Origin of the sequence: Mumia quercus (assembly GCF_025506335.1) — a bacterium.
In the GTDB taxonomy this organism is placed as follows: Bacteria; Actinomycetota; Actinomycetes; order Propionibacteriales; family Nocardioidaceae; genus Mumia; species Mumia quercus.
The window spans coordinates 267800-279988 of record NZ_JANZYO010000002.1 but is presented as its reverse complement, the minus strand read 5'-3'; the positions used below and the strand labels follow the sequence as shown (position 1 = coordinate 279988).

At 72.0% G+C, this 12189-nt stretch carries 13 protein-coding genes; 3 read left to right on the top strand and 10 right to left on the bottom strand.

The features are described from left to right. Nucleotides 1–5: 5 nt before the first annotated feature. Both NYZ95_RS04715 and curA read right to left on the bottom strand, forming a co-directional pair. Nucleotides 6–695 carry a hypothetical protein gene (locus NYZ95_RS04715; RefSeq protein WP_262849218.1) on the bottom strand — a complete coding sequence of 230 codons (690 nt, stop codon included), beginning with the start codon at nt 693–695 and terminating at the stop codon, nt 6–8. Beyond that, nucleotides 692–1774: an NADPH-dependent curcumin/dihydrocurcumin reductase gene (gene curA / locus NYZ95_RS04710; protein WP_262849216.1), complete on the bottom strand. Its 1083-nt coding sequence runs from the start codon at nt 1772–1774 to the stop codon at nt 692–694. Before curA ends, NYZ95_RS04715 begins: the two co-directional genes overlap by 4 nt. 199 nt (nt 1775–1973) lie before the next feature. On the opposite strand from curA, the gene cimA reads away from it, so the two are divergent. After that, complete coding sequence (cimA, locus tag NYZ95_RS04705; RefSeq protein WP_262849214.1) at nt 1974–3578, top strand: citramalate synthase; 1605 nt, start codon at nt 1974–1976, stop codon at nt 3576–3578. A gap of 39 nt (nt 3579–3617) precedes the next feature. Here cimA and NYZ95_RS04700 read toward each other — a convergent pair whose 3' ends face one another. From NYZ95_RS04700 to NYZ95_RS04665, 8 genes are all read right to left on the bottom strand, one after another. Beyond that, a complete protein-coding gene (locus tag NYZ95_RS04700) occupies nt 3618–4916 on the bottom strand; it encodes a C39 family peptidase (RefSeq protein WP_262849212.1) in 1299 nt (432 codons plus the stop codon). Between the two features lie 132 nt (nt 4917–5048). Continuing rightward, entirely contained in the window at nt 5049–6236 is a 1188-nt protein-coding gene (locus NYZ95_RS04695) for an ROK family protein (RefSeq protein WP_262849954.1), read from the bottom strand. A gap of 286 nt (nt 6237–6522) precedes the next feature. After that, nucleotides 6523–7407: a 3-methyladenine DNA glycosylase gene (locus tag NYZ95_RS04690; protein WP_262849210.1), complete on the bottom strand. Its 885-nt coding sequence runs from the start codon at nt 7405–7407 to the stop codon at nt 6523–6525. Then, entirely contained in the window at nt 7398–7790 is a 393-nt protein-coding gene (locus NYZ95_RS04685) for a Fur family transcriptional regulator (protein WP_262849209.1), read from the bottom strand. Before NYZ95_RS04685 ends, NYZ95_RS04690 begins: the two co-directional genes overlap by 10 nt. Continuing rightward, nucleotides 7787–8650: a metal ABC transporter permease gene (locus NYZ95_RS04680; RefSeq protein WP_262849207.1), complete on the bottom strand. Its 864-nt coding sequence runs from the start codon at nt 8648–8650 to the stop codon at nt 7787–7789. The genes NYZ95_RS04685 and NYZ95_RS04680 overlap by 4 nt, the downstream gene beginning before the upstream one ends. Continuing rightward, nucleotides 8638–9423 carry a metal ABC transporter ATP-binding protein gene (locus NYZ95_RS04675; RefSeq protein ID WP_262849205.1) on the bottom strand — a complete coding sequence of 262 codons (786 nt, stop codon included), beginning with the start codon at nt 9421–9423 and terminating at the stop codon, nt 8638–8640. Before NYZ95_RS04675 ends, NYZ95_RS04680 begins: the two co-directional genes overlap by 13 nt. Then, nucleotides 9420–10376, bottom strand: a complete 957-nt coding sequence (locus NYZ95_RS04670; RefSeq protein WP_262849203.1) for a metal ABC transporter substrate-binding protein — start codon at nt 10374–10376, stop codon at nt 9420–9422. Before NYZ95_RS04670 ends, NYZ95_RS04675 begins: the two co-directional genes overlap by 4 nt. A gap of 32 nt (nt 10377–10408) precedes the next feature. Further along, nucleotides 10409–10675 (bottom strand): hypothetical protein, encoded by a 267-nt coding sequence (locus NYZ95_RS04665; protein ID WP_262849201.1) that lies wholly within the window; start codon nt 10673–10675, stop codon nt 10409–10411. A 45-nt stretch (nt 10676–10720) separates the two neighbouring features. On the opposite strand from NYZ95_RS04665, the gene NYZ95_RS04660 reads away from it, so the two are divergent. Both NYZ95_RS04660 and NYZ95_RS04655 read left to right on the top strand, forming a co-directional pair. Then, the gene (locus tag NYZ95_RS04660) at nt 10721–11041 is read left to right on the top strand and encodes an antibiotic biosynthesis monooxygenase family protein (RefSeq protein ID WP_262849199.1); all 321 of its coding nucleotides are present in this window, start codon (nt 10721–10723) and stop codon (nt 11039–11041) included. A gap of 25 nt (nt 11042–11066) precedes the next feature. Further along, nucleotides 11067–12059 carry an aldo/keto reductase gene (locus NYZ95_RS04655; protein WP_262849196.1) on the top strand — a complete coding sequence of 331 codons (993 nt, stop codon included), beginning with the start codon at nt 11067–11069 and terminating at the stop codon, nt 12057–12059. Nucleotides 12060–12189 lie beyond the last annotated feature (130 nt).

The window sequence follows — 12189 nt, the reverse complement described above, 5'->3', positions numbered from 1 at the left end:
GAGGCTCAGGCGAAGAGGGCGACGGCGGGATCGTCGTGCAGCGTCACGACGATCCGCTCGTCCTCGGCGTCGTACGTCAGGGTGACGTCGACGCTGCGCGCCAGCGTCGGGTCGTCCCCGCCGGCGGACGCGTCGCCGTATCCGCGCGCGACGTCGCGCAACGTGATCGTGGCCGGCCCGACGGGGTCGTTGTCGGGCCACTCCTCGACGATGCGTTGCGCGACACCGGTGAGCACCGCGTCGTACATCGGCAGGCGCCCGTCCTCGACGTCGGTGACCACGAGCTCCGGCAGCCCGAACCGCGTCAGCCCGTGCGTGGTGGACACGTCGTCGCTCGGGTGCTCCAGGACGAACCAGTCGCTCGCGCGGACGAGGTCAGGGTGCGACGGGGACGTGAGCAGGCGGGGCACCGCGGCATCGACGACGACGCCGACGTGCTCCGCCGCGAGGGCGCGCGCCGCCGCCTGCGTACGCCGCTGTGTCTCGACCGCCTCGCTCGGCGACGAGTCGGCTGTGACTGCGGTCGCGTACGGGAGCGACTCGGCGAACCGGACGGCCTTCGGGCTGGAGCCGCGCGCGAGCAGCAGGCTCGGCGGCGGGACGGGAGGTGCGGCGAGGTCGGTGTCCAGCGGCTCGTCCGTGAGAACGACGTAGAGCGCGGTCACCACCTCGGGGACGGGGACAGGTCGGGTCACGAGGCCGCCGTCGCGGGCGGGGGAGAGGCCGTCGGGTCGTCGCCCACCTGGACGACGAGCTTGCCGAAGTTCTCGCCGCGCAGCATGCCGAGGAACGCCTCGGGCGCGTTCTCGAGGCCGTGCACCACGTCCTCGCGGTAGTGGATCTTGCCGGCCGCCAACCACCCCCGCATGTCCTGCAGGAAGTCGCGGTAGTAGGCGCGGACGAACTCCCGCTGGATGAAGCCGCGCACGGTCAGGCTCTTGGTCAGGATGCGGCTCATCAGCATCGGGACCCGGTCGGGCCCCGCCGGAAGCGACGTCGTGTCGTACTGCGAGACGAGGCCGCAGACGGGGATGCGTCCGAACTCGTTCATGCGGGGGAGGACCGCGTCGAAGACCTTGCCGCCGACGTTCTCGAAGTAGACGTCGATGCCCTCCGGGGTCGCCGCCGCGAGGCTGTCGGCGAAGTCCGGGGCGCGGTGGTCGAGCGCGACCTCGAAGCCCAGCTCCTCCTTGACGTACGCGACCTTCTCGGGACCACCGGCGATGCCGACGGCGCGGGCGCCCTTCAGCTGCGCGATCTGGCCGACGGCGGACCCGACGGGACCGGCGGCCGCGGCGACGACGACCGTCTCCGACGGCTGAGGGGCGCCGATCTGCAGCAGACCTGCGTACGCGGTGAAACCGGGCATCCCGAGGACGCCGAGCGCGGTAGAGATCGGGGCGCTCGTGCTGTCGATCGTGCGGACCGCCTTGTCGGACGCGACGGCGTACTCCTGCCAGCCGGTGTGCGCGAGGACGATGTCGCCGACCTCGACCATGTCGGTGTGGGACTCGATCACCTCGCAGACCGTGCCACCCTCCATGATCCCGCCGACCGGGACGGGCTCGGCGTACGACTCCGCCTCGGACATCCGGCCGCGCATGTAGGGGTCGAGCGAGAGGTAGATCGTGCGCAGGAGCACCTCGTTGTCGCCGGGCGTGGGGATCGACTCACGCGCCAGCGCGAAGTTGTCGACCGTCGCTTCTCCCTGAGGCCGGCTCGCCAGCCGCACGGTCAGGTTGGACACGTTGTCGAGGGCAGCGGTGGAAGTCATGGTCCCGTCAGTCTAGAGTGGGCCCATGCTTCGCGTGACCTGCCTCGTCATTAGTCGGCGCGTCTGATCCACCTCCCGGGTCCGACGCGCAGCCTCTCGTACACCGAGGGGCATTTTTTATGGGCGGGCCCGATGACGCGCGGACGCGGCCGGCCCCTCGGGAGGAGACGCCGACCGCGCGCCCCGAGCAGGAGATGACATGACCGAGCCGACGCAGACCGCGACCGACCCCACCTTCCACGTGTACGACACGACGCTGCGCGACGGCGCCCAGCAGGAGGGCCTCAACCTCTCCGTCGCCGACAAGCTCGTCATCGCACGCCACCTGGACAGGCTCGGTGTCGGCTACATCGAGGGCGGGTGGCCCGGCTCCAACCCGAAGGACACCGAGTTCTTCTCTCGCGCCCGTACGGAGCTGCGGCTGGAGAACGCGACGCTCGCCGCCTTCGGGGCGACGCGGCGGGCAGGCGTGGCCGCCGCCGACGACCCGCTGGTCGCTGCGCTGCGCGAGTCGGGGGCGTCGGTGGTGACGCTGGTCGCGAAGAGCCACGACAGGCACGTCGAGCTGGCGCTGCGGACCTCGCTCGAGGAGAACCTCGCGATGGTGCGCGACACCGTCACCCACCTGCGTGAGAACGGGCAGCGGGTGTTCCTCGACTGCGAGCACTTCTTCGACGGCTACCGCCGCAACCGGGCGTACGCGCTCGAGGTGGTCCGTACGGCCGCCGAGGCGGGGGCCGAGGTCGTCGTGCTCTGCGACACCAACGGCGGCATGCTGCCGCACTGGGTGGGCGAGATCGTCGCCGACGTCGCCGGTACGACGGGTGCGAGGCTCGGCATCCACGCGCACAACGACACCGGGTGCGCGGTGGCCAACTCTCTCGCGGCGGTTGCGGAGGGGGCCACGCACCTGCAGGGATGCGTCAACGGGTACGGCGAGCGGACCGGCAACGCCGACCTGGTGACCTGCGTCGCGAACCTCGAGCTCAAGCTGGGCCAGAAGGTGCTGCCGTCCGGCGCGCTGCGCGAGGCCAGCCGGATCGCCCACGCGATCTCCGAGGTGACGAACTATCCGCCGGCGGCGCGCCAGCCGTACACGGGTGTCTCCGCCTTCGCGCACAAGGCCGGGCTGCACGCGAGCGCCATCCGCGTCGACCCCGATCTCTACCAGCACATCGACCCCGAGCTGGTCGGCAACGACATGCGGCTGCTCGTCTCGGAGATGGCGGGCCGCGCGACGATCGAGCTCAAGGGCAAGGAGCTGGGCTTCGACCTCAGCGGCGACACGGACACGCTCGCGAAGGTGACCGAGGTCGTGAAGGAGCGGGAGCAGGCGGGCTACACGTTCGAGGCGGCCGACGCGTCCTTCGAGCTGCTGCTCGCGGAGATGGTCGAGGGCGAGCGGGCGTCGTACTTCGACGTGCAGTCGTGGCGGGTCATCACCGAGTCGCACCACGCGGCGGGCGAGGAGGCGCCCTCCGAGGCGACGGTCAAGATCGTGGCCGGGGGGCAGCGGTACGTGGTGACGGGGGAGGGCAACGGCCCTGTCTCCGCGCTCGACCACGCCTTGCGGCAGGCGATCGAGCGCGCCTTCCCCGACGTCGCCTCGTTCGGGCTCAACGACTACCGCGTACGGATCCTCGACGAGGCCGGCGGCACGGACGCCGGCATCCGGGTCCTCATCGGGACCACCGACGGCACCGACACCTGGACCACCGTCGGCGTCGGGCACAACATCGTCGAGGCGTCGTGGGAGGCGCTCCTCGACGCCTTCACGTACGGGCTTCGCCGCCACGGGCTCTGACCGGACGGGGGACCCGGCCTGGGTCCCCCGTCCAGCAGCTCACCAGTTGCCGGTACCGCGGGGGAGCTTCACGTTCTTCGGGTGGTAGACGTACGAGACGCCGTTCGTCGAGTCCTGCCACACCTTCTCGAAGTTCTCGCGGGTGTAGACGTTGCGGACCGCCTCGTTGCTGCTCGACGCGGGGTCGTTGAGGATCGGGTCGCCGTCGGCCGTGAACCCGATGATCACCATGAGGTGGCCGTCCGTGTCGTAGCCGGCCTCCGGCATCTCCTCGAGGTCCCACGACAGCGAGGTGATGACGGGGATGCCCGCGGCGACCAGCTGCTCGGCCTCGGCCAGCGAGCGCAGCCGCGTCACGAACGTCTCGAGCCCGAAGGTGTGCGCGTACGCGGCGTTGAACGGCCAGTTGCCCGCGCCGTCGTACGTGTAGTCCCATGTCATCATCGCGGCGTAGTCGACCTGCGGGTCGCCGTTCGGCGCGACGATGTCGGTGAGCTCGCTCGCCGGGACCTGGTACTTCTTGCCCCAGTAGTACTGCACCATCGTCGTCGACGTCGGCGAGCACCAGACCTGGCCGCCGCCGCCGAACTCCGGGTACTCGCCCTTGTGGATGTTCTGCGAGAACCGGGGGACGGCCAGCTCGACGTGCCGGCCGAGGGTGAAGTCGCTGGTGACCCCGTCGTCGCCACCGAGCAGCTCGTTCGTCATCGTCGTGACGCCGTTGAGCCGCGGCGTCGCGGTGCTCCCCTCGGGGCGCAGCAGCGTCACCCGGGTCTGGTAGGCGACAGGCTCCTTGCCGGTCCGCGCCGAGAAGGTGTCGGTCCAGATGTTGGCGTCGGCGTCGCCCTGCCCGTTGAGCGACGTGCGGTGGATGTCGCCGTTCGCGAAGTCGTCCCCGGAGGCCCAGCGACCCATCACGTACCACTTGGTCCAGGTGCCGTCGGGACGCTGCCCGCGGAACGTGGTCTCCACGAAGGTGCCGGTGGGGGTGAGGGCGTTCCACGAGGTGATCGACTCGTCGATCTTGTAGCCCGGGGCGACGACGGGCGAGGTCCAGCTGCCGTACTCGTACGTGCGGGTGGTGCCGTCGCCGTGCGGGTCGGCGTACGTCCGGGTCTGGGTCGTGCGCGGCGAGACGACGAGGCTGCCGCCCGCGCCCGGGCGAAGGCCGTCCCACGTGCCGCGGCGGAAGTCGGCGATGCCGTCCCAGTGCTCGGTCGTGATCTGGGTCGTGGGCGCGTCGACGGCGGGTGCCGGTGTCGCGGTCGCGGTCGCCGGTGCGGTCAGCGCGAGAAGCGTGACGAGACTTGCGAAACCGATCGAGGTCTTGCGGAACATGGCCGCTCCTGGTGGTGAGGGCGAGGATCTTGTCGCACCACCACCATGGCAGCCCTTGCGGCCTCTCCGCTAGAGGTCGATTCGGGGGTCGGGTCTGTCGATGCCGTCAGATGGGGAACGTATCTGCGAGACTCACGCGGGCTGCAGCCGTACGGCGGCGGCCGAGCCGGAGGTCGCGGACCGACCGCGCAGCGCGTGGCGGGTGCGCTGCAGGAGCCGCGAGTGCCGGTCGAGCGCGGCCAGCGGGTCGCGGTAGAGAGGGCCGAGCGCGATGGCGCCGGCGGCCGCGGCCTGCACCTCGGCCCCGAACCGTGACAGCGTGATCGGGACCGGCCCGAGGCCTGTCGTCTGCCGGAAGGACTCGAGCACGACCGGCGAGGCTGCCGGGTAGGCCGTGAACGCCTGGCCCGCGAGCACGAGACGGTCGGGGTCGAGGAGGTCGCGGACGATCGCGAGCGCGCGGCCGAGGTGCGCGGCCCGGTCGATGAGGAGCTGGTGCGCGTCGGGGTCGCCGCCGAGCGCAGCCGCGTGGACCAGCTCCACGTCCGGGCGCTCGACGAGCCCGGCGGCGGCCGCGCGGGGACCGATCGCGGCGACCGTCGCGCCGAGGCAGCCTCGGGCGCCGCAGCGGCAGGGGGCGTCGGAGGTCGTGGGCAGGTGCGTGACGCTGCCGGTGCGGCGTCCGCCCGAGGGGATCACGCCGTTGTGGATCGTCGCGACGCCCACCGTCTCGCGCGCGTAGACGTACGTGGTCGTGCCCTGCGCGTGCTCGGGGGAGAAGAGGAGGTCGGCCGCGGCGACGGCGGCGACGTGGTCGGCGGTCGAGGTCGGGAGGCTGGTGGCGTCGCGCAGCGCCCGCCCTGCGACGGCGGGGGAGCGGTCGAGCGCTTCCCACGGGGCGACGACCGCGGCGGCGACGAGCGTACGGTCGCCGATGCCGGCGTGCAATCCGATCAGCCGGCGTGCGGCGGACCGGACGAGGTCGGGGTCGGCCCCGCGGGTGGGGAGGTGGGCGACGCCGAGCACGCGGCCGCGCAGGTCGGTGACCGCGACGGTGGTGACGAGGCGGCCGATGTGGACGGCGCCGACGGCGAGCAGGCGGTCGTCGACCTCGACGGGGATGCTCGGGCGGCCGACGTGACCGGAGCGGGTGCAGTCGGGCCGCTCCCGCAGCAGGCCGCGCCGGACGAGGGAGGTGACCTGGCGACCGATCGTGGCCGCGCTCAGCCCGGTGGCCTCGGCGACCTGGTCGCGGAAGGCGACACCGAGGTGGAGGACGGTGCGGAGCACGAGCCCTGCGGTGGAGCTCTCCTGCGTCATGGTCTTCACATGTCCTCGCTGTTCCCCTGGGCGACACGGTCCCGTCGCGTCGCTACTAAGTACATAAAGTTACGCGATAAGAAGGACCTTATCGGGTGCAGGCGGTCTCGCGCAGGTGTCTCGGACGCCGAGAACGGGCGTGTCGCGTTGCGGTCAGGGTGAGCGCAACCCTCCGGCGGCGCAGCGCTGCCAGGCATGGTGGGTGTGGCGGCGCGGGTGGAGGGCAGACGGCGGTCCTCCACCCGCGCCTGTACGGCGTCGGGCGGGTCGCCTCGGACGGGTCAGGTCAGCCGGCGAGCGCGAGGACGCGGTCGTAGTCCTCGAGCAGGCGTGCGCGCAGGCCCGCTGCGCGCTCGGCATGGGCACGCTGGAGGCGGACGTACTCGGCCTTGCCCTCCGCCGTCTCGATCCGGACCGGCTCGTAGCCCAGCGCGGTCAGGTCGTACGGGGCCGCCCGCATGTCGAGCTCGCGGACGTCGCGGGCGAGCGCGAAGCAGTCCAGAAGCAGCGCGGAGTCACCGTACGGGGCGAGCTTCATCGCCCACTTGTAGAGGTCCATGTTGGCGTGGAGGCAGCCCGGCTGCTCGAGCGCGCGCTGCGTCTCCCGGGTCGGTGCGAGGGCGTTGCGCGGCGCCGCCGCCGGGGTGAAGAAGCGGTAGGCGTCGACGTGGCTGCAGCGCAGCTGGTGCGCCTCGACGACCGCGTCGGTCCCGTTGCTGCCCAGGCGCAGCGGCCACGCCGCGTGCCGGACCTCGTCCGGGGTCTGCCGGTACACCATCGCCCACTCGTGCAGGCCGAAGCAGTCGAGCCGCGCCGTCCGCTCGGTGGTGCGCGCGAGCAGGCCGCGGATCCACTCCATGCCGTCGCGGCGGCCGGCCAGGCGTGAGAGGTCCGCCCCCACCGCCGTACGGCCGTCGTCGAGCCTCACGGACGCGTACGACCCCAGCGCCGCGTACTCCGAGGCGTCACCTGCGAGCAGCACGCCTGCACCGGGGTGCCATCGGGTTAGCCGGGCGGGGGAGTAGCCGTAGTACTCGAACAGGAAGTCGTCGACCGGGTGCTTCTCGCCACGGCCGCGCCGCGCCAGCCGGCCGGCGACGTACGGCTCGGCGCGGAGACGGTGCGCGTCAGCGCGCGCCCGCCAGTCGGCCTCGCCGAGGATCACCCACACCGGTCACAAGTCCCGAAGATCTCGAGCGTGTGCGACATCTGACGGAAGCCGTGCTCGGCTCCGACCTGCTCGACCCACCGCTCGAGGGCCGGACCCTGGACCTCCGCCGTGCGCCCGCACTCCCGGCACACGAGGTGGTGATGGTGGTGATCGGTGCGGCAACGGCGGTAGAGCGTCTCACCGTCGTCGCTGCGCAGCACGTCGACCTCGTCGGCGTCGGCGAGCGCCTGCAGGTTGCGGTAGACCGTCGACAGACCGACCGACTCCCCGCGGTCGCGCAGCGCGTCGTGGATCTCCCGCGCGCTCGCGAACCCGTCGAGGTCGTCCATCACGGCCGCCACTGCCCGGCGCTGGCGGGTCGTGCGTACGGGCGTCTCGGTCATGCCGTCTCCTCCACGGGCTCAGGGGCGGACGTCGCGGGCCGTCGCCGCGAGCGTACGACGTGGCCGACGGGGGCCACGACGAGGAACACCGCGAGCGCCACGATGACGATCGTCGGTCCCGGCTGCGTGTCGATCTGGTAGCTGCCGAGCACGCCGGCGACCGCGGCGAAGGTGCCGATCACCATGGCGAGGACGAACGTCGCGCGGAAGCTGCGGGTCACCTGCTGCGCCGCAGCGACCGGGACGACCATCAGTGCCGAGACCAGCAGGAGGCCGACGGTCCGCATCGAGACGGTGACGGTGACGGCGGCGAGCACCGCGATGAGAAGCGCGTACGCCCGCACCGGCACGCCGGAGACCCGCGCGTGCTCCTCGTCCTGGCACACCGCGAACAGCTGCGGTGACAGCCCGGCCGACAGCAGCATGACGACGGCGCCGAGGACGACGACGATGGTGAGGTCGGTGCTGTCGATCGTCGTGATCGAGCCGAAGAGGTAGCTGTTGAGGGTCGACGCCGAGCCGCCCGCGAGGTTGGTCAGCATCACGCCGCCCGCGATGCCGCCGTAGAACAGCAGCGCGAGGGCCACGTCGCCGCTGGTGCGGCCGTACGTCCGCATGAGCTCGATCGCGACCGCGCCGAGGATGCTCACGACCACCGCTGTCACCAGCGGCTGGGTGTTGGTGAGCAGTCCGGCCGCCACGCCGGTGAGGGCGATGTGGCCGATCCCGTCGCCGAGCAGGGCGAGCCGGCGCTGGACGAGGTACGTGCCGATGGCGGGCGCGGTCAGTCCGGTGATCAGCGCGGCGACGAGCGCCATCTGCATGAAGTCGTAGGAGAGGATCTCGTTCACGCCGGCCACGCTCCTGACTCCTCGATGCCCACGTGCGGTTGGGGGACCGTGAGGTGCGGGTGATGCTGGTTGTGCGGCTCGGACTCCTCGGCGAGGTTGCCACCCGAGCAGGGTCCGTCGTAGGCCACCCGGCCCTCGCGCAGCACGACGGCGCGGTCGATCAGCGGCTCGAACGGGCCGAGCTCGTGGGCCACCATGAAGATCGTGCGGCCCTCGCCGAGCAGCCGTGCGAAGAGGTCGGCGAGCGCGACCTGGCTGCGCGCGTCGACGCCGGCGGTCGGCTCGTCCATCACGAGCAGGTCGGGGCGCGAGGCGAGCCCCCGTGCGATCATCACGCGCTGCTGCTGGCCGCCCGACAGCTCGGACGCCGGCGTGCGGGCGTACGCGGCGAGGTCGACGAGGGCGAGCGCCTCGGCGACAGCGGCCTTGTCCTCGCGCGAGGCGAGACCGGCGAACGGACGGCGCGAGAGACGCCCGCTCATCACGACCTCGTGCACCGTGGACGGCACTCCGGCGGCGGCCGTCGAGCGCTGGGGGACGTAGCCGATGCGCTGGTGCTGCCGGAAGCGGCGCAACGGGGTCCCGAACAGCCGGATCTCCCCGGACGTGGCGGGGATGACGCCCATCGCGGCGCGCATCAGCGTCGTCTTGCCGGAGCCGTTGCTGCCGAGCAGCACGGCGAACTCGGCCGGCGCGACCGTCAGCGAGACGCCGCGGACCACCTCGCGGCCGCCGAGGGAGACGTGGAGGTCGCTGACGGAGAGCGGGGCGGTGTCGGTCATGAGCAGCGATTCGCCTTCTGGAGGGCTGCGAGGTTCTTCTGCATGAGGGTCAGGTACGTCTCGTCCTCGGTCGCGTCGCTCAGCCCTTCGATGGGGTCGAGGACGGCTGTCGTCACGCCTGCCTCTCGAGCGATGGTGTCTGCCGTGCGAGGGCTCGTGAGCTCCTCGGTGAAGACCGTGGTGATGTCTTCGGTCTTGACGAGCTGGACGATGTCGGCCAGCTGCTGGGTCGACGGCTCGGTGTTGGGCTCGATCCCCGCGATCGCGACCTGCTCGAGGTCGTAGGCGTCGGCGAGGTAGCCGAAGGCGGCGTGGCTCGTGACGAACGTGCGCGTCTCGCACCGCGCCAGCCCGGTGCGGAACGCCTTGTCGAGAGCGGTGAGCTCGGCGTCGAGGGCGGCGGCGTTCTCGCGGTACGCGTCGGCGTTGTCGGGGTCGATCTCGACGAGCCGGTCGGCGATCGCGTCGGCGATGCTCGCCATGCGTGTCGGGTCGAGCCAGACGTGCGGGTCCAGGCCGTCATGGTCGTGACCGTGGTCGTCATCGCCCTCGACGTGCGTGTGGCCGTCGTCGGAGGTGGTCAGCAGCTCGACCACGTCGGCGACGTCGAGGAGCGCCTCCTTGTCGAGGTCGGCCTGTGCGATGGCGTCGTCGACCTGGGGCTGGAAGCCGTCGAGGAAGACGACCAGGTCGGCCTCCCGGATCCCGCCGAGCTGGCGCGGGGTCAGCTCGGCATCGTGAGGCTCCACGCCGGGGCTCGTCAGGTTGTCGACCTTCACCTCGGCGCCCCCGACCTGCTCGGCGATGTAGGCGAACGGGTACGCCGACGCGGTCACGCGCACCTCGTCACCGCCCGACCCGCCGCCGTCGGACCCGCAGGCTGCGACGCCGAGCGCGACGGGGACGAGGGCGAAGGCGGACACAGGTCGCCGCAGAAAAGAGCTGAGGGGCATGACGAAAAGGCTATTGCATTTGAGAATCATTCTCAAATCAGGTCGAGCGCACCTGCGACCCGTCCGACCAGCAGGGCGACGAGGACGCCCAGCACCAGCAGCCGCACGCGATCCAGACGAGCGCCGTGGACCGGAGAGCGCAGGGCCAGCCACCCGACGAAGAGGACGAGCACGACCAGCGCGGGGATGGCGAGGACGGGCGGCGCCGACAGGCCGGCGACCAGCAGCACGGCGCCGAGGACCGGGATCACGATGCGCGCTCCGCGCGAGGTCTGCAGCCGCTCGTACCGATCGCTCATGGCGACATCCTGCCGCACCCGTACCCCCGCGACTAGGCTGCGCGGGTGCTGGTCATCACGCGCTTCCAGGCGCCCTCCGAGCAGGCCGACGCCTTCGCTGCGCAGCTGCGCGCGGTCGCAGACGCGTTCTCCGTACGACCCGGATTCGTCGACGCCTTCGCGGGGCGCAACCTCGACGACCCCGCGCTGTGGACGCTGACGACGCGGTGGGAGAGCGTCGGGTCCTATCGACGGGCCCTGTCCTCGTACGACGTCAAGCTCGCGACGGCGGGGCCGTACGCGTACGCGCTGGAGGAGCCGGGCGCCTACACCGACGCATACGCCGACGTCGTCGCGCACGACCCGCCGAGCGACGGGAATAGGTGAGCGGCGTCACGCCTTGGGCGTCGACATGAGCCTGGACAAGATCGACCTCGGAGACGGCCTGCGGACGAGCCCGCAGGGATTCGGTGCGATGGCGCTGACCGCGGTGTACGGCGGGACCGACGACGACAGCGCGCTCGCGACCCTCGAGCACGCCCTCGACGTCGGCGTGACGTTCCTCGACACCGCGAACGTCTACGGCAACGGCAGCAACGAGGAGCTCGTCGGACGGCTCCTGGCTCGTCGCCCGGGCGAGGCCCAGGTCGCCACCAAGTTCGGCGTCTCCGGCGACATCCGTACGGGCCGGCGCACCACCCGCGGCGACGCCGCGTACGTCCGCGAGTGCGCGGACGAGTCTCTGCGCAGGCTCGGCACCGACGTGATCGACCTCTACTACCTCCACCGCGTCGACACGCGGGTCGAGATCGAGGAGACCGTCGGCGCCATGGCGGAGCTCGTGGCGGAGGGCAAGGTGCGTCACCTGGGCCTCTCGGAGGTCACGGCGGACGAGCTGCGGCGGGCGCACGCCGTGCACCCGATCACGGCCGTGCAGAGCGAGTGGTCGATCTGGAGCCGCGACGTCGAGACGCACGTCGTGCCGGCGGCGGCAGAGCTCGGCGTCGGCTTCGTGCCGTACTCGCCGCTGGGGCGCGGGTTCCTCGCCGGATCGGTCGGCACACAGATCCCCGAGGGCGACATGCGGCGGACCTTCCCGCGCTTCGACGCCGACAACCTCGACGCCAACCAGGTCGTGGTCGAGACCGTCCGTCGGGTCGCGGGAGACCTCGGGGTGACACCGGCACAGGTGGCGCTGGCGTGGGTGCACGCGCAGGGCGAGCGGTGGGGCCTGCCCGTCGTGCCCATCCCCGGTACGCGCAAGGCCGCGCGCGTCGACGAGAACCTCGGCGCGCTGTCCGTACGCCTCGACACCGACGCGATGGCAGCGCTCGACGAGGTCTCGGACGCCGTGGTGGGCGGCCGCTCGGCCGATCCGCTCTGGGTGTCGTCCGGCCGCGAGTGACAGCGTGCCGGTGGGGCGACGGCGGGTGAGGCGCCGCGGGCCGGTCCGATAGCCTGGACCGGCCCACTCGGGCGCGGCGCGCCACGGTGCGCCCAGATGCCCGCCGACACCCAGCCGGAAAGCGAGTCCT

Excerpts from the sequence above, each read along its gene's own strand:
- curA (WP_262849216.1), bottom strand. The coding sequence starts at position 1,774 with ATGACTTCCACCGCTGCCCTCGACAACGTGTCCAACCTGACCGTGCGG.
- cimA (WP_262849214.1), top strand. The coding sequence starts at position 1,974 with ATGACCGAGCCGACGCAGACCGCGACCGACCCCACCTTCCACGTGTAC.
- NYZ95_RS04700 (WP_262849212.1), bottom strand. The coding sequence starts at position 4,916 with ATGTTCCGCAAGACCTCGATCGGTTTCGCAAGTCTCGTCACGCTTCTC.
- NYZ95_RS04695 (WP_262849954.1), bottom strand. The coding sequence starts at position 6,236 with ATGACGCAGGAGAGCTCCACCGCAGGGCTCGTGCTCCGCACCGTCCTC.
- NYZ95_RS04685 (WP_262849209.1), bottom strand. The coding sequence starts at position 7,790 with ATGACCGAGACGCCCGTACGCACGACCCGCCAGCGCCGGGCAGTGGCG.
- NYZ95_RS04675 (WP_262849205.1), bottom strand. The coding sequence starts at position 9,423 with ATGACCGACACCGCCCCGCTCTCCGTCAGCGACCTCCACGTCTCCCTC.
- NYZ95_RS04670 (WP_262849203.1), bottom strand. The coding sequence starts at position 10,376 with ATGCCCCTCAGCTCTTTTCTGCGGCGACCTGTGTCCGCCTTCGCCCTC.
- NYZ95_RS04665 (WP_262849201.1), bottom strand. The coding sequence starts at position 10,675 with ATGAGCGATCGGTACGAGCGGCTGCAGACCTCGCGCGGAGCGCGCATC.
- NYZ95_RS04655 (WP_262849196.1), top strand. The coding sequence starts at position 11,067 with ATGAGCCTGGACAAGATCGACCTCGGAGACGGCCTGCGGACGAGCCCG.